General features: G+C 67.1%; 23 protein-coding genes. 12 read left to right on the top strand and 11 right to left on the bottom strand.

All coding sequences use genetic code 11. The annotated features are described in order from the left end of the window. The first annotated feature begins 123 nt into the window (after positions 1-123). The 4 genes from uvrB to ACTDI4_RS17425 all read left to right on the top strand — a co-directional run bounded on the left by uvrB (position 124) and on the right by ACTDI4_RS17425 (position 4,728). Positions 124-3,321: an excinuclease ABC subunit UvrB gene (gene uvrB, locus ACTDI4_RS17440; RefSeq protein WP_442842350.1), complete on the top strand. Its 3,198-nt coding sequence runs from the start codon at positions 124-126 to the stop codon at positions 3,319-3,321. A gap of 97 nt (positions 3,322-3,418) precedes the next feature. Further along, on the top strand, positions 3,419-3,844 hold the full coding sequence (locus ACTDI4_RS17435) for a VOC family protein (protein WP_442842349.1): 426 nt from the start codon (positions 3,419-3,421) through the stop codon (positions 3,842-3,844). Between the two features lie 11 nt (positions 3,845-3,855). After that, positions 3,856-4,209 (top strand): DUF1428 domain-containing protein, encoded by a 354-nt coding sequence (locus tag ACTDI4_RS17430; protein ID WP_442842348.1) that lies wholly within the window; start codon positions 3,856-3,858, stop codon positions 4,207-4,209. A gap of 123 nt (positions 4,210-4,332) precedes the next feature. Further along, positions 4,333-4,728 carry an acyl-CoA thioesterase gene (locus tag ACTDI4_RS17425; protein WP_442842347.1) on the top strand — a complete coding sequence of 132 codons (396 nt, stop codon included), beginning with the start codon at positions 4,333-4,335 and terminating at the stop codon, positions 4,726-4,728. Between the two features lie 8 nt (positions 4,729-4,736). Here ACTDI4_RS17425 and ACTDI4_RS17420 read toward each other — a convergent pair whose 3' ends face one another. Next, positions 4,737-5,108, bottom strand: a complete 372-nt coding sequence (locus ACTDI4_RS17420; RefSeq protein ID WP_442842346.1) for a winged helix-turn-helix transcriptional regulator — start codon at positions 5,106-5,108, stop codon at positions 4,737-4,739. Between the two features lie 85 nt (positions 5,109-5,193). Here ACTDI4_RS17420 and ACTDI4_RS17415 point away from each other — a divergent pair, with 85 nt between their 5' ends. Further along, positions 5,194-5,793: an NADPH-dependent FMN reductase gene (locus ACTDI4_RS17415; protein ID WP_442842345.1), complete on the top strand. Its 600-nt coding sequence runs from the start codon at positions 5,194-5,196 to the stop codon at positions 5,791-5,793. A gap of 76 nt (positions 5,794-5,869) precedes the next feature. Here the strand turns inward: ACTDI4_RS17415 and ACTDI4_RS17410 are convergent, their stop codons facing one another. The 4 genes from ACTDI4_RS17410 to ACTDI4_RS17395 all read right to left on the bottom strand — a co-directional run bounded on the left by ACTDI4_RS17410 (position 5,870) and on the right by ACTDI4_RS17395 (position 9,877). Next, positions 5,870-7,180, bottom strand: a complete 1,311-nt coding sequence (locus tag ACTDI4_RS17410) for a hemolysin family protein (RefSeq protein WP_442842344.1) — start codon at positions 7,178-7,180, stop codon at positions 5,870-5,872. A gap of 69 nt (positions 7,181-7,249) precedes the next feature. Next, positions 7,250-7,951 (bottom strand): LssY C-terminal domain-containing protein, encoded by a 702-nt coding sequence (locus tag ACTDI4_RS17405; RefSeq protein WP_442842343.1) that lies wholly within the window; start codon positions 7,949-7,951, stop codon positions 7,250-7,252. A gap of 41 nt (positions 7,952-7,992) precedes the next feature. Further along, entirely contained in the window at positions 7,993-8,964 is a 972-nt protein-coding gene (locus ACTDI4_RS17400; RefSeq protein ID WP_442842342.1) for an extensin-like domain-containing protein, read from the bottom strand. A 100-nt stretch (positions 8,965-9,064) separates the two neighbouring features. Beyond that, positions 9,065-9,877: an extensin-like domain-containing protein gene (locus ACTDI4_RS17395; protein ID WP_442842341.1), complete on the bottom strand. Its 813-nt coding sequence runs from the start codon at positions 9,875-9,877 to the stop codon at positions 9,065-9,067. A 179-nt stretch (positions 9,878-10,056) separates the two neighbouring features. Between ACTDI4_RS17395 and ACTDI4_RS17390 the strand changes: the two genes are divergently transcribed. Next, positions 10,057-10,407, top strand: coding sequence for a DMT family protein (locus ACTDI4_RS17390; protein ID WP_442842340.1), 351 nt, complete (start codon positions 10,057-10,059; stop codon positions 10,405-10,407). 182 nt (positions 10,408-10,589) lie between these two features. Beyond that, complete coding sequence (greA, locus tag ACTDI4_RS17385) at positions 10,590-11,063, top strand: transcription elongation factor GreA (protein WP_442842339.1); 474 nt, start codon at positions 10,590-10,592, stop codon at positions 11,061-11,063. Here the strand turns inward: greA and waaC are convergent. From waaC to ACTDI4_RS17365, 4 genes are all read right to left on the bottom strand, one after another. Continuing rightward, a complete protein-coding gene (waaC, locus tag ACTDI4_RS17380) occupies positions 11,056-12,024 on the bottom strand; it encodes a lipopolysaccharide heptosyltransferase I (protein ID WP_442842338.1) in 969 nt (322 codons plus the stop codon). The two genes, greA and waaC, sit on opposite strands and share 8 nt — an antisense overlap. After that, positions 12,021-13,028 carry a lipopolysaccharide heptosyltransferase II gene (waaF, locus tag ACTDI4_RS17375; RefSeq protein WP_442842337.1) on the bottom strand — a complete coding sequence of 336 codons (1,008 nt, stop codon included), beginning with the start codon at positions 13,026-13,028 and terminating at the stop codon, positions 12,021-12,023. The genes waaC and waaF overlap by 4 nt, the downstream gene beginning before the upstream one ends. Continuing rightward, positions 13,001-13,951 carry an ADP-glyceromanno-heptose 6-epimerase gene (gene rfaD / locus ACTDI4_RS17370; RefSeq protein WP_442842336.1) on the bottom strand — a complete coding sequence of 317 codons (951 nt, stop codon included), beginning with the start codon at positions 13,949-13,951 and terminating at the stop codon, positions 13,001-13,003. Before rfaD ends, waaF begins: the two co-directional genes overlap by 28 nt. Before the next feature lie 86 nt (positions 13,952-14,037). Beyond that, entirely contained in the window at positions 14,038-14,919 is an 882-nt protein-coding gene (locus tag ACTDI4_RS17365) for an alpha/beta hydrolase (RefSeq protein ID WP_442842335.1), read from the bottom strand. 283 nt (positions 14,920-15,202) lie between these two features. On the opposite strand from ACTDI4_RS17365, the gene rfaE1 reads away from it, so the two are divergent. Genes rfaE1 through ACTDI4_RS17350 form a run of 3 tightly spaced genes read left to right on the top strand, consistent with a single transcriptional unit; the run spans position 15,203 to position 17,883 of the window. Beyond that, positions 15,203-16,696 (top strand): D-glycero-beta-D-manno-heptose-7-phosphate kinase, encoded by a 1,494-nt coding sequence (gene rfaE1, locus ACTDI4_RS17360; protein WP_442842334.1) that lies wholly within the window; start codon positions 15,203-15,205, stop codon positions 16,694-16,696. A gap of 4 nt (positions 16,697-16,700) precedes the next feature. Then, positions 16,701-17,273 (top strand): D-sedoheptulose-7-phosphate isomerase, encoded by a 573-nt coding sequence (locus ACTDI4_RS17355; protein WP_442842333.1) that lies wholly within the window; start codon positions 16,701-16,703, stop codon positions 17,271-17,273. Between the two features lie 16 nt (positions 17,274-17,289). Next, entirely contained in the window at positions 17,290-17,883 is a 594-nt protein-coding gene (locus tag ACTDI4_RS17350) for a D-glycero-alpha-D-manno-heptose-1,7-bisphosphate 7-phosphatase (RefSeq protein WP_442842332.1), read from the top strand. Positions 17,884-17,908: 25 nt separating this feature from the next. On the opposite strand, the gene ACTDI4_RS17345 is transcribed toward ACTDI4_RS17350, so the two are convergent. Beyond that, positions 17,909-18,409: an Lrp/AsnC family transcriptional regulator gene (locus ACTDI4_RS17345; protein ID WP_442842331.1), complete on the bottom strand. Its 501-nt coding sequence runs from the start codon at positions 18,407-18,409 to the stop codon at positions 17,909-17,911. A gap of 235 nt (positions 18,410-18,644) precedes the next feature. On the opposite strand from ACTDI4_RS17345, the gene trxB reads away from it, so the two are divergent. Both trxB and ACTDI4_RS17335 read left to right on the top strand, forming a co-directional pair. Further along, positions 18,645-19,619 carry a thioredoxin-disulfide reductase gene (gene trxB, locus ACTDI4_RS17340; RefSeq protein WP_442842330.1) on the top strand — a complete coding sequence of 325 codons (975 nt, stop codon included), beginning with the start codon at positions 18,645-18,647 and terminating at the stop codon, positions 19,617-19,619. A gap of 80 nt (positions 19,620-19,699) precedes the next feature. Next, on the top strand, positions 19,700-20,596 hold the full coding sequence (locus tag ACTDI4_RS17335) for a LysR family transcriptional regulator (RefSeq protein WP_442842329.1): 897 nt from the start codon (positions 19,700-19,702) through the stop codon (positions 20,594-20,596). Here the strand turns inward: ACTDI4_RS17335 and ACTDI4_RS17330 are convergent. Next, the gene (locus ACTDI4_RS17330; RefSeq protein ID WP_442842328.1) at positions 20,590-21,099 is read right to left on the bottom strand and encodes a methyltransferase family protein; all 510 of its coding nucleotides are present in this window, start codon (positions 21,097-21,099) and stop codon (positions 20,590-20,592) included. The genes ACTDI4_RS17335 and ACTDI4_RS17330 overlap by 7 nt on opposite strands. Positions 21,100-21,461 lie beyond the last annotated feature (362 nt).

Raw genomic sequence — 21,461 nt, 5'->3', positions numbered from 1 at the left:
ACAGTTCCCGAAGCCCGCATCCCGCATCCCTGCTGACACCTGCCTGTCAGGAAGCTCGGCCGAATCCGCCTTGCCGCGGCGGCCACCCTTTCCATTTGGCCTGACTCCGCCCATATTCGGGCCATGGCCAGTCCTCCCGGAAAGAAGATGCCCTCGCGGGCAGATGGAAACCTTTCTGCGCCGCGCCGGCGCGGCAATGCCGTGACCGACTATCTCGACGCGTCGGAGCCTCTCTACCGCAGCGGCTTTTCCGAAGCGCCGCAGGCGGAATTCGCGGGGGCGCCGCTGGGCGGCTCGATTTCGGATTGGGCAGAGCAGATTTCGATGGAGGCGGAGCGCCCGATCTCCCACCTCGAGGGGGAGATGCCCGGGAAGCGGGCAGAGGGGGTGGCCTCGGAAGGCACCGCCAATACGCCAAGCGCTGCCGCGGCGACCCCGCCCGGCCCTTCGGGCCACCCTTCCCTCAAGGGGGAGGGGAAGGCCGGCGCCAAGCCCTCAAAAAAAATCCCGGAGAAAAGTTCTTCACCCACCCGCACGGCACGCGGCACCTCCATGGGTGGCGCGGCCTCGGCCAAGGAGCGCGCGGCTGCCGGCCTGAATCCTGTGGCGGGGCTGGACATCAGCCTGGAAGACGCCGAGACCATATCCAACACCGGCGTGACCGCCACGGTGCAGGCGCTGGCGAGCCTGATCGAGAGCGGCAACCCGCTGCACAAGAACGGCCAGATCTGGACGCCGCACCGCCCCGCCCGCCCGGAAAAGTCCGAAGGCGGCATCGCCATCCGCATGGAATCGGAGTTCGAGCCGCGCGGCGACCAGCCCACCGCCATCAAGGACCTCGTCGAAGGCGTGGCCAACGAGGACCGCACCCAGGTGCTGCTCGGCGTCACCGGCTCCGGCAAGACCTTCACCATGGCCAAGGTGATCGAGGAGACGCAGCGCCCCGCCCTGATCCTCGCGCCCAACAAGACGCTGGCCGCGCAGCTCTATTCCGAGTTCAAGAAATTCTTCCCGAACAACGCGGTGGAGTATTTCGTCTCCTACTACGATTATTACCAGCCCGAGGCGTATGTGCCTCGGACGGACACCTATATCGAGAAGGAAAGCTCGATCAACGAGCAGATCGACCGCATGCGCCACTCGGCCACGCGCTCGCTGCTGGAGCGCGACGACGTCATCATCGTCGCTTCCGTATCCTGCATCTACGGTATCGGCTCGGTCGAGACCTATACGGCCATGACCTTCCAGATGACGATCGGCGACCGGCTGGACCAGCGCCAGCTACTCGCCGACCTCGTCGCCCAGCAATACAAGCGCCAGGACGCCAATTTCGTGCGCGGCTCGTTCCGCGTGCGCGGCGACACGATCGAAATCTTCCCCGCCCACCTGGAAGACCGCGCCTGGCGCATATCGCTGTTCGGCGACGAGATCGAGGCCATCATCGAGTTCGACCCGCTGACCGGCCACAAGACCGGCGAGCTGAAGAGCGTCAAGATCTACGCCAACTCGCACTATGTGACGCCGCGCCCGACCCTGAACCAGGCCATCAAGTCCATCAAGGAAGAGCTGCAGCACCGCCTGCAAGAGCTTGAAAAGGCCGGCCGGCTGTTGGAGGCGCAGCGGCTGGAGCAGCGCACGCGCTTCGACCTGGAGATGCTGGAAGCGACCGGCTCCTGCGCCGGCATCGAGAACTATTCGCGCTATCTCACCGGCCGCGCGCCCGGCGAGCCGCCGCCGACGCTCTTCGAATATGTCCCCGACAACGCGCTGATCTTCATCGACGAGAGCCACGTCACCGTCCCGCAGATCGGCGGCATGTATCGCGGCGACTTCCGCCGCAAGGCCACGCTTGCCGAATATGGTTTCCGCCTGCCGTCCTGCATGGACAACCGGCCGCTGCGCTTCGAGGAATGGGACGCCATGCGCCCGCTCACCGTGGCGGTTTCGGCAACGCCCGGCGGCTGGGAACTGGAGCAGTCCGGCGGCGTGTTCGCCGAGCAGGTCATCCGCCCGACCGGCCTGATCGATCCGCCGGTCGAGGTGCGGCCGGCCAAGAGCCAGGTGGACGACGTGGTCGGCGAGATCCGCGAGACGACGGCCAAGGGCTACCGCACGCTGGTGACGGTGCTGACCAAGCGCATGGCCGAGGACCTGACCGAGTACCTGCACGAGCAGGGCATCCGCGTGCGCTACATGCATTCCGACATCGATACGCTGGAGCGCATCGAGATCCTGCGGGACCTTCGTCTGGGCGCTTTCGACGTGCTTGTGGGCATCAACCTGCTGCGCGAGGGCCTCGACATTCCCGAATGCGGCTTCGTCGCCATCCTCGACGCCGACAAGGAAGGCTTCCTGCGCTCCGAAACCTCGCTGATCCAGACGATCGGGCGCGCCGCGAGAAACGTCGACGGCAAGGTCATCCTCTATGCCGACCAGATCACCGGCTCGATGGAGCGGGCGACGGCCGAGACCAACCGCCGCCGCGAAAAGCAGCTCGAATACAACGAGGCCAACGGCATCACGCCGGAATCGGTCAAGTCGCGCATCGCCGACATCCTCGATTCGGTCTACGAGAAGGACCATGTGCGGGCCGACATCTCGCAGTTCACCGACGATGCCGGCGCCATGATGGGCAACAACCTCAAGGCCCATCTGGAGGGCCTGGAAAGGCAGATGCGCGACGCCGCCGCCAACCTCGAATTCGAGAAGGCGGCCCGCATCCGCGACGAGATCAAGCGCCTGACCGAGCTGGAGCTTGCCGTCTCCGACGATCCGCTGGCGAAATATGCCGATATGGAAAGCCCGGTCTCCGGCCGCGAGAAGGGCAGGCACAACAAGGGCCGCGCGCTGCACAGAGCGGTGGACGATGCCGCGCCTGAAAAGAGCCTGTTCGCGAAGCCTTCGCTGGACGACATGGGGCCCGGAACCGACACGGCCACGCCGGCCGGCGCCGTCTCGCGCTCGCTGTTCAAGAAGCAGTCGGCGCGTGAGGCGCATGGGTCGGATTTCGGCGTGCCGGGCGATTCCCGGCGCAGCCCGAGCGGCCGACAGGCCGCCGCCGACCGTTCGGCGCCCTCGCGGAGCGAGCCGCGCAGCGGCGACAGCGTGAGCGAAAACAAACCTTCCCTGTTCCGCAAGAACACGCTGGACGAGATGACCGTGCGGCGCACGGAAAAGCCGGTCGAGGGCGTAAAGCCGGCCCAGCCGGAGGACGCCAAGCCGATCAAGCGCGAGCGTGCCGGCATCGGCTCTTACGAGGATGCGGCGGATGCGGCCCGCCAGAAGCGGCGGCCGGCCAAGACCGGCAGGCCAGGGCGGTAGGTTTTCAGGCGCGCGGAAGAATTTTTCGCCGGCGCTGTCGGACCGGCGTTTCGGTCGACGTCCTTCGGGGGCTTGCAACGCCATACAGGAGAACCGCATGACCGACACCAGCGCTCAGGCCGCCCCGAAAGTTCTGGGTGGTCTCACGCCCTATCTGCAGCTCGACGGCGCGCTGAAAGCTGCCGAATTCTACGGCAAGGCCTTCGGCGCGGAGCAGGTGGGCGCCTATCCGCCGGACGAGAAGGGCCGCACCATGCACGTCCATCTCCACATCAACGGCTCCAGCCTGATGATCTCGGACGCCTTTCCGGAGCATGGCCATCCGCACCGGCCCATCCAAGGCTGCACCATGCAACTCCATTTGGAGAACGACAACATCGACCGCTGGTGGCAGCGCGCCGTGGACGCCGGCTGCGAGGTGGCGGTGCCGCTGGACGTGATGTTCTGGGGCGACCGCTGGGGGCTGCTGCGCGACCCGTTCGGCGTGGAATGGGGCATGAACGCACCCGTGAAGCAGGCATAGAGGAGGCGGCGATGTCCTATGTCGATGGTTTCGTGCTCGCCGTGCCCAAGGCGAGGCTGGAGGACTACAAGGAACTGGCCGGGCTGGCCGGAAAGGTTTGGCTGGAGCACGGCGCGTTGTCCTATGTCGAATGTATCGGCGACGACGTGCCCTATGGCGAACTGACGTCGTTTCCGCGCGCCGTGCAGGCTAAGGACGACGAGATCGTCATCTTCTCATGGGTGGTCTACGAATCGCGCGAAAGCCGCGACGCGGTGATGGCCAAGGTGATGGCCGATCCGCGTTTCCAGCCCGACTGGGAAAAACTGCCGTTCGACGGCAAGCGCATGATCTTCGGCGGGTTCCAGCCCTTCATGGGGCTTTAGAAGCGACGTCCTTGCCAGCCACGCGTCCCCCTCCGGTTTGCGGAGCAAGCCAGAGGGGCCGTTGACGGCCTGTCGCGTCAAGGCTACGGCATCCTCGTCGGGCCGGCTGGAGGGAATTCATCGATGGCGCATTACGCGGACGGAAAGCCGCTGGGGGAACTGACGCTGAGGACGCTCGCCATGCCGGCGGACGCCAATGCGGCCGGCGACATATTCGGCGGCTGGGTGATGGCGCAGATGGACCTCGCCTGCGGCATCCGCGCCGCCGAGCGCGCCAAGGGGCGCGTGGTGACGGCGGCGGTGAAGGAGATGTCCTTCGCCAAGCCGATGAAGGTGGGCGACACGCTGTGCATCTATTCGCATATCGAGCGCGTCGGCCGCACCTCCATGGTGCTCAAGGTGGAGGCCTGGGCGCAGCGCTACCTCTCCGACGTGATGGAAAAGGTCACCCATGCCGATTTCATCATGGTGGCGCTGGACGAGAACGGCAAGCCGAAGCCCATACCTTCCGAAGCCTGAGCCGCCGGTCAGGCCGCGAGGTCGCCGTCGAAGCGCTGCCGGGCCTCGTTGACGCGGCCCATATTGGTCATGGCCCATTCCGCCAGGCCCTTCACCGGGATCAGCAGTTCCCGTCCGAGGTCGGTCAGCTCGTAGTCGACGCGCGGCGGAATGGTCGCAAAGACGGTGCGGGTGACGAAGCCGTCGCGTTCCAGCGAGCGCAGCGTCGTCGTCAGCATTTTCTGCGAGATGCCGCCGACGGCGTGCCGCAACTCGTTGAAGCGCATCGAGCCGTCGCCCAGCCGGCGCACGACCAGCAGGGACCATTTGTCGCCTATGCGCTGCAGGATCTCCGAGACGGCCCGGCAGTCCTCGGTGTTGTGAAGGTGCGCAGGTTTCAAAAAAGTGCCTCCTTGCGCTGGGGATCGATAGTCTCCCATATAGCTCAGGTATCCAAAGGATACCAGAGTTTTGAAAGGAGCCCCAATGTCAAAGCCGAAAATCGGCATCATCGTCGGTTCGACCCGCGCTGCCCGGTTCGCCGACAAGCCTACCGAGTGGATCGCCAGGATCGCCGCCGAATACAGCGATCTCGCATTCGAGGTCGTGGACCTGCGCGACTATCCCATGCCGTTCTTCGAAGAGGCTGCATCTCCCGCCTGGGCGCCTTCGCAGAATGAGGTCGCCCAGCGCTGGCAGAAGAAGATCGACGAACTCGACGGCTACATCTTCATTACCGCCGAATACAACCGCGCGCCGACCGGCGTGCTCAAGAACGCCATCGACTACGCCTACAACGAGTGGAACAAGAAGCCGGCCGCTTTCGTGGGCTATGGCGGCGTGGGCGGGGCGCGCGCCGTCGAGCAGCTTCGCCTGATCGCCGTCGAGATGCAGATGTCGCCCATCCGCGCCGGCGTGCATATCCTCATGCCCGATTTCGCCGCCGTGCTGAAGGGCGAGAAGAAGCTGGAAGATCTCGAGCACCTCAACCAGAGCGCCCGGCAGATGCTGGATCAGCTTTCCTGGTGGACCTTTGCGCTGAAGAAGGCGCGCGACGCCGATGCGCTGACGGCGCAGGCCGCCTGAGCCTCGACTTCGGGCAGAGATTTCCTCCCAAAAAAATTCCGGGCGGCAGCGATGCCGCCCTTTTTTTATGTCCGCGTCAGAACATGACCTCGCGCTGGCCGGGCACCAGGCGCGTGGCAATGACCTTGTCGATGCGGCGCCCGTCCATGTCCACCACCTCGAAGCGCCAGCCGCCCGCATCCACCGTCTCGCCGGTATTGGGCAGGTGATGCAGGTAGGACAGAACATGGCCGGCGACCGTCTCGTAGTCGCGGTCCTCGGGCAGGTCGATGCCGAGCAGGTCGGCCATTTCGTCGGCCGGCATGTAGCCGGCCAGCAGCCAGGAGCCGTCCTCGCGCCTGACCGCGTTTTCTTCCTCTTCGCCGGCGTCGAGATCGGAGCGGAACACGCCGGTAATCGCTTCCAATATGTCGGCCGGCGTGACGATGCCTTCGAAATGGCCGTATTCGTCGTGGACCAGCGCCATCGGCACGTCCGATTCCTTGAGCTTGGCCAGCACGTCCAGCGCGTCGGCCTGGTCGTGCACGATCGGGGCGGCGCGCACATATTTGCGGATGTCGAGCGTGCGGCCGGCAAGCAGAGCGGCCAGCATGTCGCGGGTCTGGACGACGCCGACCATCGCGTCCACACCTTCCCCGGCTGGCAGGCGCGAATGCTGGGTCTCCATCAGGAGCTTGCGGATAGCGGCGTCTTCGGCCAGCAGGTTGATCCAGTCCACCTCGGTGCGCGGCGTCATCACCCCGCGCACGGCCCGGTCGCCGAGGCGCATCACGCCGGCGATCATGCGGCGCTCGTCCGATTCGATGGTGCCGTGATGCTCGGCCTCGGCCACCAGCATCTTGATCTCGTCGTCCGTCACCTTCTCCTCGCCGCCGCCGCTCTGGCCGAGCAGCCACAGCAGGCCGCGGCTGGAGATGTCGAGCAGGAACACCAGCGGCGCGGCGATCCTGGCCAGAAGGCGCATGGCGGGCGCGGCCCTTACCGCCACGCGCTCGGGATTGCGCAGCGCGACCTGCTTGGGAACCAGTTCGCCCGCCACCAGCGAGAAATAGGTGATGAGCGCAACCACCACGCCGACGCCAACGGGGTCGGCAAGGCGCGCGCTCACGCCGGTCGAAACCAGGAAGGCCGAGAGCCGGCTGCCGAGCGTGGCGCCGGAAAAGGCGCCGGACAGGATGCCCACCAGCGTGATGCCGATCTGCACCGACGACAGGAACTTGCCGGGGTCCGCGCCCAGGTCGAGCGCGGTGGCGGCGCCGCGCACGCCTCGGTCGATCATCGCCTTGAGGCGGGCCGGCCGGGCCGAAACGATGGCGAGTTCGGACATCGACAATAGGCCGTTCACGCAGATGAGGACGACCACGATGGCAATTTCGATGTAGATCATGACGGATGCTCATTAGCATCCCGGATGCGGGATCGGGAAGGCTCGATGCGAACGACCTGCGCCGGCGGTTCAGGGCTGCGGGCGCAGCACGCCGATCCTGGCCATGCCGTCGGTGGAATAGGGGTCGCCCTCGCCGTTGCGCCCGTTCTTCGTGGCGCCTATGCCGTCCACCTCGATGGTGTCGGAAAGCATGCCCGCCCTAGCCAGGTCGTCCATCAGCAGGTCGCGCTCGGCATCGATGTCCGGGCCGATATGATGGGTCACCGCACCGGTGTCGCGGCTGAGGCCGACGCCTCGGTCGAAGCTGGCCGAGCCGAGCCACAGGGGCTGCCCGCCTATCGCGACGTTCGTCCGCCACAGGCGCACATGATGGCGCCGGTCGGCGCTGGTGCCCACGGGCTTCTCGAAGGCGAGGTCCTGCGGCCGGCCCTCGAACAGCAGCCGGCTGACCGGGGCGTCGGGGTAGGGGCGGTCGAACAGCACGCTTTCGCCGATCTCGACCGCCGTCCTCAACGTCACGGCGTCGGCTGTATCCCAACCGGCCGCGCCGAAGGCATGGACAATCTGTTTCTCGGTGCCGACCAGCCCGATATTGATCGGATCGCCGGCTATGCCCTGCGGCGTCCTCGTCACCATCTCCGGCAGGTCGAGCCTGCGGTCGCGCAGGGTCCAGAATTCAGGCGCAGCGAAATAGGCGAGGCCGAGATAGAGGCCGCATACCAGCGCGAACCAGTTGGCGGCATGGCGCGCGAAGCTTCGTGGCTTGTTCATTGGAGCACCCTGCAGGCGGCCGGCGCCCAAGCTTTATCCGCTCAGCGGCAGGCGCGGTAGCCGTTCCTGCGGCTCTTGATGTCGAAATGGAAGTGGTTGCGGTGGTCGTAATTGTAGCCGGGGCCGAGCACCGTGGTGAAATACTGGCAGCCGTCGGCGCGCACCGTGTTCAGGAAGCCGCGCGTGCGGAAGGCGAACAGGCCTGGCTTGCGCACGTCGATGTTGTCGCCGTTGGTCAGTTCGATGCTCATCACGTCCAGCGCGTTGCCCTTGCCGTGCTCCGACAGGGTGCGCTCGCCCGCGATGTTGCGGCACGAGTAGCTGCCGCCCTGGTGGATGGCCCTGACGCCTGACCAGTAGCGCCAGCGCGCGGCCGGCACCAGGTCGCGCTTCGTCCAGGCGGCGAAGGTGGCGGCCATGTTGCAGGTCAGCGTGGCGGCGGGCTTCATCTGGATGGAACCGATCGCGCTGATCTTGACGGGATGGTCTATGCCGCACTGGCCCCGTCCCTGGATGGCGGGGATGTCGGTGTAGGTCACGCCCAGCCGCTTCAGTTCCCTGCGGCAGTCGACCTCGTCGGCCGGAAGCCGGTCGGCCTGGATCGCCGGGCGGTCGAGGCGCGGATAGGCGACCGTGGTCACCGGCGCGGGCATGGCCGGAGCCGGTGCCGCAGGCATGACCGAAGCCGCCGCGTCCGGCTCTTCCGGCAGCGTGGGCTGCACGATGTCTTCGTAGACCGGATCGGCAGGCGGCGCCATGGACTGGTCGACGGCGGCGGGGGGCGGCTGGTCCGGGGTCTGCGGCGGCAATTGCCGGCGTATTTCGGGATAGGGGGCCACGGCGGCGGTCTGCGTGCCGACATCGACGGCCGGCGTCAGGTTGAAGACGTCGCCGGTGGTGCAGGCGGAGACTCCCGCCATCATGGCGGCCGCCGCCAGCCCGGCCCGGGCAGGCCGCCATCGCCGCAATTTCCGGGCCGCGAGCGTCGCCGCGGCGCATGATCTGTTCGCCATCGTCGGTTCCCGTCCCCTCGGACAGCGATTCTAGGCGGCAAGGGTAAAGGAAAGATCAGCGCCGGAATTCACGGCTGCGGCCAAATTGCGGCCGGCACCCCTACTGGCAGAAGGTGCCGCCGTTGCGGCGCGGCTCCAGATCGAGGTGAAGATGCAGTTCGTGGTCGGCATCGGCGCCGGGTCCCAGCACCGTCCGGAACGGGCCGCAGGCTGCCTCTCGCACCGTGTCAAGGAATTTCTTCTGCTTTTCGGGCGGCGCAGGTTTCACGTCCACCTCCGTGCCGTCCGCCAGGGTGAAGCGGGCTATGTCGAGCGCGTTGCCGAAGGCGTGTTCCGAAATCTTGCCGCCGCCATGGCGTGGCCGGCAGACATAGGCGGACGCCTGCCCGACCGATTTCAGCGAGGAGCCGAAATCGGCGCTGGCGGCCGGGGAGACCACGTCGGCGGCAAAGCGCGCGGCAGCCTCGGCCATGGCGCAGTTCATCTGCGCATCGGGCGTAATCTCTATGGCGCCCCCGAGCTTCCTCACCACCAGCGGGTAGGGGACGGCACAACCGATTTCGGCGTCTTGCTCGGCCTCATGCTCCTCGAAGACAACGCCCAGCGCCTTAAGGCGGTCGCGGCAGGCCAGTTCGCCGGCCGGCATTCTTTCGGCTGGCCGCTCGGAAGAGCGGGGATCGGCAACGACGGGCTTCGGGGCGGGCGTCGATTGGAGCGTCTCGGCTTCCTTCGGCCTTTCGGACGGCACGGGCACCTGCTCCGGTGCCGGGCGCGCTTCGGGCAGCGGCGCGGCGACGGGCAGGCGCGGCCGGGGATGCCGGTGCGATCCGGCCCATGATGGGTCTGCCGCCGTGGCCAGGACCGCCAGCGACAGGAAAAAGCCGGCCGTCTTGCAAAGGGTGCTTGCCGTCATGCGGCGTAAACGGCGGCGGCATCCCGAGGTTGCCGCCGGAGCAATCGCCTTCGATCACAATGGGTTACCGCTTCGTCACGCTTCAGTGCGGCAGGCGCGCCGTTTGCGGAAATCCGATTGACTGGCAGGGCCGCGGGCGGGAAAAGGCGGTTCCCGCCCTCTTTCAACGGTTTTCCCCGATGACCTTGCTGCTTTCGCCACGGGTTCTGCCCATCCTGATGCTCATCGGCTCCAACGTGTTCATGACGTTTGCCTGGTACGGGCATCTGCGCTTCAAGGCCTCGCCGATCTGGATCGCCGTGATCGGAAGCTGGATGATCGCCTTCTTCGAATACTGGCTGGCGGTGCCGGCCAACCGCATCGGCAGCCAGGCCTATTCGGCGGCCGAGCTGAAGACGATCCAGGAGGTGGTGACGCTCTCGGTCTTCGCCGTGTTTTCGGTGTTCTACCTGAAGGAAGCGCTCACCTGGAATCATGCATTCGGCTTCGCGCTGATCGCCATCGGCGCGGCCTTCATCTTCCGTAGCTGACTTCCGGCAAAAATCGCCAAGTGAATTTTAGGGCGTGAAAAGCGCGCGAAGATCGCTATATTTGAAGAATCTGTGGTGAGACGGTTCCGTCAGTTCGACCTGCCGGGCCGTTTTCTTTTTGTACCTATCTGCAAAAAGCCGCCCCCGCAAAGGACGGAGCTGGACGGCAGGAAAGGAGAGCCATGAACAAGGTCCCGATGACCGGCGGGGGATTTGCGAGCCTGAAGGAGGAGCTGCGCTGGCGCCAGCAGGAGGAGCGGCCGCGCATTATCGAGGCGATCTCCGAGGCGCGCTCGCATGGCGACCTTTCCGAGAACGCCGAGTACCATGCCGCCAAGGAGGCGCAGAGCCTGAATGAGGGCCGCGTCGCCGAGCTGGAGGACCTGATCGCGCGCGCCGAGGTGATCGACGTGTCGAAGCTCTCGGGCGACAAGGTCAAGTTCGGCGCCACGGTGGTCCTCGTCGACGAGGACACCGAGGAGCAGAAGACCTACCAGATCGTCGGTGACCAGGAGGCGGACGTGAAGGCGGGCCGTATCTCCATCTCCTCGCCCATCGCGCGCGCGCTGATCGGCAAGGAAGTGGGTGATGCCGTCGAGGTCAACGCGCCCGGCGGCGCGCGCGGCTACGAGATCGTCGAGGTCCAGTTCATCTGACCGATGCCAGGCCGAGCAGCCGCTCGGCCTCATCCACCACCGCGGCGGGCGTGATGCGCCCGCCCTGCTCCACCGACAGCGTCGAGGAAAACGGCCCCAGCGGACCGGTGAGGCCGGGCCGCGTGGTCAGGAACACGGCAATCGTCGGCAGGCCGTAGGCGCTGGCCAGATGCGTCAGGCCGGTGTCGGCGCCGATCACCAGCGCCGCGCGCCCGAGCGCGCCGGCGATGTCGGCCAGCGGCGATCTTGGGATCACGAAGGTTTCGGGAACGGCAGCGGCGATGGCTTGCGCCACGGCCCTTTCGCGGTCGTTCGACCAGGTGGTGACGGGCTTCAGGCCCTTTGCAACCAGCAGGCGCGCGGTCTCGGCCCAGTCGGAGGCCGGCCATTTCTTGTCCTCGCGGCTGGTGCCGTGCAGCAGGAAGGCGCAGCGTCCTTCCGGCAGGGCGGGGGCCTGCGCCGGCGCGACGATGCCGGATTCGAGACCCGAAAGGTCGGGCTCGTAGCCCAGCGCCAGGCCGAACAGCCGGCGGGTGCGCTCGATGGCGTGCAGGTTGCGGGATACGGCGAGGCGCCGGTCGTAGAAGCGCGATGCCGCCGGCTCGCGGATGCTGCCGCGGTCGTAGCCGGCGATCGGCGCGCGGGCGAGCCTGGCCACCAGCGCCGATTTCAGCAGCCCCTGCGCGTCGATGACGAGGTCGTAGCGGGCCTCGCGCAGGGCGCGGCGCAGGCCTGCGGCCTCGCGCCATGTTCCGCCGGCGAGCAGCGCCTTGCGCCAGCGCCGCAGCGCAACCCTGTGGATCGTGCCGACGCCCGGATGCAGCGCCACGATGCCGGCGAAGGCCTCCTCCACGCACCAGTCGAAGGAAACGTCCGGCCGCGCGCGCAGCGCGTCCTGCAGTGCCGGGAAGGTGTGGATGACATCGCCCATGGACGATGTCTTGAGGATCAGCACCTTCATGCGGCGGCCTTGGCCAGCAGCCGCTCCGCCGCGGCGGCCACCAGCGACACGTCCAGCGTCCTGAGGCAGTTCAGGTGGCCGAGCGGGCATTCCTTCTGGTGGCAGGGTGAGCAGGACAGGCCCAGCCAGATCAGCTCGCGGTCTTCGGTGAGCGGCGGGGTGTTTTCCGGCGAGGTCGAGCCGTAGACGGCGATGATGGGCGTGCCGACGGCGGCCGCCACATGCATCAGGCCGCTGTCGTTGGAAACTCCCAGCCGCGCCCCTGCGATCAGGTCGATGGCGTCCTCCAGCCGCGTCTGGCCGGCCAGGTCGAGCGCGCCCGGCGCCAGGGCCGCGATCTCGGCGGTGACCGGCTGATCGTTCTTCGAGCCGAACAGCACGACGCCGAGGCCAAAGCCCATCATGCGGCGGGCGAAGACGGCGTAGCTTTCGCCCGGCCAGCGCTTGGCGGGGCCGAACTCCGCCCCCGGCATCAGCGCGACGTATTTTTTCGCTTCGAGGCCGTAGCGTGCCATCAGTCCGTCCTGGTTGGCGGCATCGACCGTGAGGTGCGGGGCGCGGAACGTGCCGCCGCGGGCAAGGCTGAAGAAGGCCTCGGCCGTGCGGCGCTTGGCCTTGTCGGCCAGCGGCACGATGTCGGTGAGCAGGCCGTAGCGCATCTCGCGCAGATGGCCGACCCGGCGCGGGATGCGCGCGAAGAACGGCACCAGCGCCGATTTCCAGCTTCCCGGCAGCACGTAGGCGCGGGCATAGTCCTGCCCGCGCAGCGCGCGGCCGAGGCGCCAGCGGGCGCCAAGGTCGAAGCGGCCGTGGGAAAAGGGCAGGTCGATGCGCCGGCGTATTTCGGGCATGCGCGCCACCAGCGGTGCCGCCCATGCAGGCGCCATCACGTCGATCGGCGCCTCCGGATCCTTTTCCTTCAGCGCCGAGAACAGGCATTGCGCCATGACCATGTCGCCCACCCAGGTGGGGCCGATCACGAGGGTTGGCGGGCCTTCAGCCATTCGACATAGTCCCTGACGCCGGTTTCCACGTCGCGGAAGCGGCCATTGTAGCCGGCGCCGCGCAGCCGCGACATGTCGGCCTGGGTGAAGCTCTGGTAGCTGCCCTTCAGATGGTCGGGGAAGTCGACATATTCGATCTCGCCCGTGCCGAGCGCGTCGATCACTGTCTCCGCCACCGTGCGGAAGGGCTGGGCGCGGCCGGTGCCGCAGTTGAAGATGCCGCTCACGCCGCACTTCCACAGCCACAGGTTTACATCCGCCACGTCGCCGACATGGACGAAGTCGCGGCTCTGCTCGCCCGGGCCGAAGCCGCCATAGGCGCCGAACAGCTTCGGGTTCTCGCCGCGGCCGAGCTGGTTGAACAGATGGAAGGCGACGGACGCCATCGTGCCCTTGTGCTGCTCGCGCGGGCCGTAGACGTTGAAATAGCGCAGGCCCGCCACCTGCGAATGCCCGGTGCCGAACACGTTGCGGCGCACATAGTCGTCGAACAGCTTCTTCGACCAGGCATAGACGTTGAGCGGGCGCTCGAACTCGGGCTCCTCGCGGAACTCCGAGCCGCCGCCATAGACGGAGGCCGAGGAGGCGTAGAGGAAGGGAACGCGGGCCGACAGGCAGGCCGCCAGCAGCCGCTTGGAGTAGGCGTAGTTCACGTCCATCATGAACCTGCCGTCCCACTCCGTGGTGGCGGAGCAGGCGCCCTGGTGGAACACCACCTCGATCTCGCCCAGACGGCCGGCCTCGAAGGCGGGCAGGAACTCGTCCTTGTCGAGATAGTCGGCGACCGCCAGATCGGCCAGGTTGAAGATCTTGCGGCCGTCGGTCAGGTCGTCCACGACGATGATGTCGTCGCGGCCCTCGGCATTGAGGGCGGCGACGATGTTGGAGCCGATCATGCCGGCGCCGCCGGTAACGACGATCATCGGAGCCTCAAATCTTCCTGCGGATCGCGGCCCTTATAGGGGAGCCTGCGAATGCTGTCGAGGAAGCGACGCAGCCCTGGCCGCCGTCAGGCGAGGCTTTCCACGCCGCTGCGCCAGGCGCCGGGCAGATGTGTCTCGATCCAGCCCTTGATGTCGGCCATCACCTCTTCCTTGCCGATGTCGTTCAACAGGTCGTGGTAGTGGCCTTCGTAGAGCTTCAGCGTTTTGTCGGAGGAGCCCGCATTGTCGAGGAAGAACCGGCTGCCGCTCGGCCGGGTGGCCTTGTCGGCGGTGCCGTGCAGGATGAGCAGCGGCAGGGTGATGTCTGGAAACTCCTTCTTCAGCCGGTCGTCGGCGCGGGCGAGTTCCGCCACCGTCCGGGTCGGCTGGGTTTCGTTGGCGATCAGCGTGTCCTCGTCCATTGCCTTGACGACGGCTGGATCGCGCGAAAAATCCGCGTTCTTGAGGTGCAGCACATGGGCATGCGGGGCGATGTGGCTCAGGCCCTTCAGCGCGGCGATGGCGAAATCCGGCGCCGGCACCTGGAAGGCGAAGCTCTCGCAGATAAGCCCGGCCAGCCCGGACTGGTGTTCGAGGGCGTAGAGGCAGGCCACGACGCCTCCGGCGCTGTGTCCGAGCAGGTAGACCGGCAGCCCGGGCTCGCGCGCCTTGGCGATCTTCACAAGATCGTCCACATCGCCGACATAGTCCCCGATGCTTTCGATATAGAAGCGCTCGCCGTCCGATCGGCCGCGCCCGCGCAGGTCTACCGCGTAGACGGCAAGGCCGATGGCGGCCAACTGGTCGGCCACCCACAGATAGTAGCCGCTGTGTGAATTGAAGCCGGGAACGATGACGACCACGCCACGCGGCGGGTTTTCAGGACGTCTGGTGCGGAAGGCGATCGACAGGCCGCCCGCCCCTTCGAATTTCTCCTCGACTGTACTGTTGTCGGAAAGCTCGGCCATGGATTTCCCCTCCGGTTAAGCGGACCGGCATGGACCGGCCCGGCACGATAGAAGGCGATGCAGGCACTGCTATGGTTTTCGGGAACGCGGCGACGCCGGCAAGGCACCCGCCGGACTGCCGCTGGCACTTGCCGTGCCGGAAAGCGGGGCGTCGTGCTCCCGACGGCAGACAATAATACTTTGCCCGCGGCGCGCAACGGGCAGTTGGCGGCCGCCACGGAGCCGGTGGCGGGGTCGCGCTGCCCCGTTGCGCGGCCATGAATTGCGGTATATCGCCTTGCCCATGAGCCAAGCGCACCCGCCGTCCCCGCAAAGCCTGCACCGCGCCGTGGCGGCCTTTCCGGGCGTCACGGTGCTGGTCTGCGGCGATCTCATCCTCGACCGGTTCGTCAACGGCGTCATCGAGCGCATCTCGCCGGAAGCACCTATACCCGTGCTGCACGGGCGTGGCGAAACCGTAGCGCTTGGCGGTGCGGGCAATGTCGTGGCCAATATCGTCTCGCTGGGCGCGGCCGCCATTCCCGTCTCGGCGGTGGGCGAAGACGCGGCAGGCCGCACGGTGGCGCGCCTCGTCGCCGAACTGGGCGCCGGCGGCGAAGGCATCGTTGCGACGCCGGGGCGCATGACCTCGAGCAAGAGCCGCTTCAGCGCGCTGAACCAGCAGGTGCTGCGCTTCGACGAGGAGGAGGTGCGCGCGCTGGACGCGGCCGAACGCGCCGAGCTGATCGGCCGCTTCCGCACCGCGCTGGAGCGTTCGGACATCGTCATCCTGTCCGACTACGGCAAGGGCGTGCTGCTCGACGGCGTCGCGGGGGAACTGATCTCGATCTGTCGCGCGGCCGGCAAGCTGGTGCTGGTCGACCCCAAGGGGCGCGACTATCGCCGCTACAAGGGCGCCACCGCCGTCACGCCCAACCGCAAGGAGCTTGGCGAGGCTATCGGCCGCATGGTGTTCACCGGCGACGAGGTGGCCGCCGCGGCGCGTGAACTGATCGATGCCTGCGGCTTCGACTTCGTCGTCGCCACCCGCAGCGAGAAGGGCATGAGCGTGGTGGACGCCGCGCAGGCGCATCACATCGCCACCCAGGCGCGCGAGGTGTTCGACGTGTCGGGCGCGGGCGACACGGTCATCGCCTCCTTCGCGCTCGCGCTCGCCGCAGGTGCCGGTCGCGTCGATGCGGCGGCGATCGCCAATGCCGCCGCCGGCGTGGTGGTGGGCAAGCGCGGCACGGCGCGCCTGACGGCGGAGGAACTGACCGGCGCGCTGCTGCGCTCGCAGGGCGCGTCCGCGCATCGCGACGCCATCCTCGACCGGGCGGGAGCCGAGCGGCTGGTCGCGGGCTGGAAGCGGGAGGGGCTGGCGGTCGGCTTCACCAATGGCTGCTTCGACATCCTCCATGCCGGCCATGTCAGCCTGCTGCACGCCGCGCGCGCGCAATGCGACCGGCTGGTGCTGGGCCTCAATTCCGACGCCTCGGTGCGGCGGCTGAAAGGGCCGGGCCGGCCCGTCAACGACCAGCACGACCGCGCCTGCGTGCTGGCGGCGCTTGCCTCCGTCGACGCAGTGGTGGTGTTCGAGGAGGACACGCCGCTTGCGCTGATCGAGGCATTGAAGCCCGACATCCTGGTCAAGGGCGCGGACTACACGATCGAGCAGGTGGTCGGTGCGGTCGAGGTGCAGGCCTATGGCGGACGCGTGGTGCTGGTCGATCTCGTCGCCGGCAAGAGCACCACCGGCACGATCGGCCGGCTGCGCGCCGGCGGCGAGGGGAAATAGGCTCATGTCCAAGCTGAACGATTATCTGGCGCGCTCCGCCGCCGCCATCACGGCCATGGTCGAGCGCGACCTGACGGGCGAGATGGACCGCGCCGCCGACGCGGTGGTGACGGCGTTGTCGCAGGGCAAGGCGCTGCTGGTGTGCGGCAATGGCGGTTCGGCCAGCGATGCCATCCACATCGCCGGCGAACTGGTCGGGCGCTTCCTCAAGGAGCGCAAGGCCTACAATGTCATCGCCCTGCCGGCCAACGCGGCCGTGCTGACGGCCTGGGGCAACGATTACGGCTACGGCACCGTGTTCTCACGGCAGGTCGAGGCGCATGGCGCGCCCGGCGCCGTGCTGCTGGCCATTTCGACCAGCGGCAATTCGCCCAGCATCCTGGCCGCCGCCGAGCAGGCCCGCGCCATGGACATGACGGTGATCGCCATGACCGGAGACACAGGCGGCAAGCTGGCGCCGCTGGCCGACATCCTGCTGAACGTGCCGTCCACCTCCACCCCGATCATCCAGCAGGGGCATCTGTGCCTCTACCATCATCTGTGCGAGGTGGTGGAAGCGCGGCTTTGCGATGGCTGAATGGGGTGATGGCTGAATGGGCGGAACGGCCGATCATCCGCTGGAGGGGCCGGGACTCTGGGTCGAGCGCGTAGGGACAAGAAACTTTGCGCCGGGCCGGCCGGCGCTGTTCCTCGACCGCGACGGCACCATCAATGTCGATACCGGCTACCCGTCCGACCCGGCCGCGATCTTGCTGCGCGCGGAAATGCTGCCGGCGATCCATGCCGCCAATCGCGCCGGCCTGCCGGTAGTGGTGGTGACCAACCAGTCCGGCATCGCGCGCGGCTTCTTCGGCTGGGACGAATTCGCGGCGGTCAACGCCCGCGTGCTGGCGCTTCTGGCCGAGCGGGGCTGCGGCGTGGACATGGTGCTGGCCTGCGCCTACCACGAGGCCGGGAAAGGGGCGCTCGGCATCGCCGATCATCCCATGCGCAAGCCCAATCCAGGCATGCTTCTGCGGGCTGCGGAAATGCTTGGCCTGGATCTGTCCCGCTCGATCATGGCCGGCGACAAGCCCGACGATCTGGAAGCCGGCCGCCGCGCCGGGCTGCCGCATCTGTTCCTCGCCGGCGGGGCCGCGACCGGGCAGGGCGCGCCGATCGCGGACGCGATCGCAGCCGTCGCCTGAGGTGTCGCGGCGGCAGCCTGCCGCGTCAAACGCTGCGTGACGTCTGCATGGCGGGGCCGATCTCCACCAGCCCCTCGCTCTTGACCTGGCGGATGGTCAGCGCCGTGCGCACCGTGTCGACATTGGGCGCCGAGGTCAGTTCCTCGATGACGAAGCTCTGGAAAGCGCCGAGATCGCGCGCCACGCAATGCAGCATGAAATCGGATTCCCCCGACACCATCCAGGCGTCGCGCACGATCGGCCAGCCGCGCGTGCGTTCGGCGAAGGTGCGCAGTTCGGCGTCGGACTGGTGCTTGAGGCCGACCATGCAGAAGGCCACCACGTCCATGCCCAGCGCCGGCGCATTCAGCAATGCGCGATAGCCGCGGATGATGCCCGTCTCCTCCAGCCGCTTGACCCGGCGCAGGCAGGGCGGCGCCGAAATGCCGACACGGCGCGACAGCTCCACATTGGTCATGCGGCCGTCTTCCTGCAATTCGCGCAGGATCTTCCAGTCGATGGCATCGAGATCCGCTCTGATCGGCATTCGCGTCCCCTTTGCTCGCGCGAACGGCATCGCGCAAGAATCTGTCGCGATTTTGTACTAAAACGACTTTTCGCGCCGCGCCAGCCCCGCAGCGCAACAAGCCGGCGCAAGCGAGGAAGCGCAAGCTTTCCGGGGACATGCGCTTGTGTCGCCTTGCTGGCATGGCGGGCAGACCTTACATTACGCGCGACCATTTCCGGCCGCGCGTGGCGGCCCCGCTCGCAGAGGCCGCTTCATGACCGTCAAGCACGCGCCAGTCCTTATCATCGGCTCCGGCCCGGCTGGCTACACGGCCGCCATCTATGCCGCCCGCGCCATGCTGAAGCCGGTGCTGGTGGCCGGCCTGCAGCAGGGCGGGCAACTGATGATCACCACCGATGTCGAGAATTATCCGGGCTTCGCCGATCCCATCCAGGGCCCATGGCTGATGGAAGAGATGGCCAAGCAGGCGGCGAATGTCGGCGCCGAGATCGTCAGCGACATCATCGTGGAGGTCGATCTCGACGTGCGGCCCTTCGTGGCCAGGGGCGATTCGGGCAGGGTCTACACGGCCGACGCGCTCATCGTCGCCACCGGCGCGCAGGCGAAATGGCTGGGCATCCCGTCCGAGCGGACCTTCATGGGCTTCGGCGTTTCGGCCTGCGCCACCTGCGACGGCTTCTTCTATCGCGGCAGGGACGTGGCCGTCGTCGGCGGCGGCAACACGGCGGTCGAGGAGGCGCTCTATCTGGCCAATCTCGCCCGCAGCGTCACTGTCATCCACCGGCGCAGCGAATTCCGCGCCGAGCGCATCCTGCGCGAGCGGCTGGCGGCGCTGGAGAATGTGCGCGTCGTCTGGGACAGCGTGGTGGACGAGATCAGCGGCCGCCCCGGCAAGGCGCCGCTGCCGCCCTCGGTGGAGGGGCTGAAGCTGCGCAACGTCGTGACCGGGCAGGAAAGCCACCTGAAGGTGGACGGCGTGTTCGTGGCGATCGGCCATGCGCCTTCGGTGGAGCTTTTCGTCGGCAAGCTGAAGCAGAAGCCCAACGGCTATCTGTGGACGGCGCCCGATTCGACCCGCACCGACGTTCCCGGCGTGTTTGCCGCCGGCGACGTCACCGACGACGTCTATCGCCAGGCCGTGACCGCGGCGGGGCTCGGCTGCATGGCGGCGCTGGAGGCGGAAAAATATCTGGCGGGCCTGGAAACGCATAGGGAGGCGGCGGAGTAGAGCCTTCAGGCCGGGCTTTTCGGGCTTGGCCGCAAAATCTCCGAATTCTTCCTTCAGACGCCAACACAACGAGGGGAATCATGGCGCTGGATTGGGACAAGTTACGCGTGTTTCACGCCGCGGCGGAGGCCGGTTCATTCACGCATGCGGCCGAGACGCTGCATCTGTCGCAATCGGCCATCTCGCGCCAAGTCAGCGCGCTGGAACACGATGTCGGCGTGCCGCTGTTCCATCGCCATGCGCGCGGTCTGGTGCTGACCGAGCAGGGCGAGATGCTGTTCCGCACGGCGCACGAGATGCTGATGAAGCTGGAGTCGATCAAGACCCGGCTGAGCGAGACCAAGGACCGCCCGTCCGGCATACTGCGCGTCACGACGACGGTGGGGCTCGGCGCCGGCTGGCTGACCGACCGCCTGCAGCAGTTCATCGACCTCTATCCCGACATCCATGTGCAGCTCATCCTTGCCAATGAGGAGCTGGACCTGACCATGCGCCAGGCCGATTGCGCCATCCGCCTGCGCCAGCCGCAGCAGCCCGACCTGATCCAACGGCGCCTGTTCACCGTGCATTTCCACCTTTATGCCGCACCCGGCTACATCGCCCGGTTCGGCAAGCCGGCTTCCATCGCGGATCTCAAGAACCATCGCATCGTCACCTTCGGCGTGCCGGTGCCGTCGCATCTGTCGGAGCTGAACTGGCTGGAGACGATCGGCGACTTCGAGGGCGGGCAGCGGGTGCCGACGCTCCAGATCAACGACATCTTGTCCATCAAGCGCGCCGTGCAAGGCGGCGCCGGCATCGCCATGCTGCCGGACTACATGATCGACAAGGATACCGATCTGGTGAAGGTGCTGCCGGAAACCGAGGTGCCGTCCTTCGATACCTATTTCGCCTATCCCGACGCGATGAAGAACCAGGCCAAGCTGCACGTCTTCCGCGACTTCGTCATCGCCAAGGCGCGCAACTGGTCCTACTGAGCCGTGCCTCCGCGCCGGCGCCCGATCCGGGGCAGCCAGCCGGGGACCGTGCGGCGATAGGTTTCGTAGTCCGCGCCGTAGCGGCGGGCGAGCGTCGGCTCCTCGTGGAAGCGGACGAAGGCGACCATGGCCGCGGCGGCGGCGGCGCAATAGAGGGCAAGCGGCCAGCTCGCGAAGATCAGCGCCTGCCCGGCGATGACCGACAGCACCGCGAGATACATGGGATTGCGCACGTGACCGTAAAGGCCGCCGACAACGAGCTTTTCGGTCGGCGCCACCGGGGCAGGGGTGCCGCGCCCTTCCAGCACGAAGCGGGCGAAAGCCGGGACCAGCACGGCAAGCCCCGCCAGGACGAGGATCGTTCCCAGCACGATGAAGATCGGGCGGTCCGCCACGGGCTGGCGATAGCGGTCGGTCAGCCCCCACGGCACCAGCCCTGCCACCACGCCGGGCGCTGCGGCGAAAAAGGCGATGCTGCCCGCCACCGCCGAAAATCTGCGCATGCAAGCCTCCCCGCGGGCCGGGAAAACCGATCCGGATGGTCCTGGCCCGGCCGCCCATTGGACCACAGCCGTCCCTTTTTTGCATGTGTGCGTTGCAAAATAGGTGCTTGTTTCCCGGGTAGGAAGCGGCCATATAACGAACATCTCCGGGGCGCGTTCTCCTCCCATTAGCGCCCCCGAGTGTTCCCCTCTGGAGGTTTAGCCTTAATCGGCACTTCCAACCAAACTTAGCCGGGTCATTCTTGATCCGGCTTTTTTGTTTCTGCGAATCATCTTCCGATTTCTGCGGCCATATCGATCCCGACGTCTCGCGCCGGCGGATTTCCATCCGCGCGAACGTGTAACCTTTGCGTGCGCGTTGG

It is taken from the genome of Mesorhizobium sp. PUT5, assembly GCF_052216645.1.
Taxonomy (GTDB): Bacteria; Pseudomonadota; Alphaproteobacteria; order Rhizobiales; family Rhizobiaceae; genus Mesorhizobium.
Note: the sequence above shows the minus strand (reverse complement) of the source record. Positions and strands in the feature narration are given on the sequence as shown.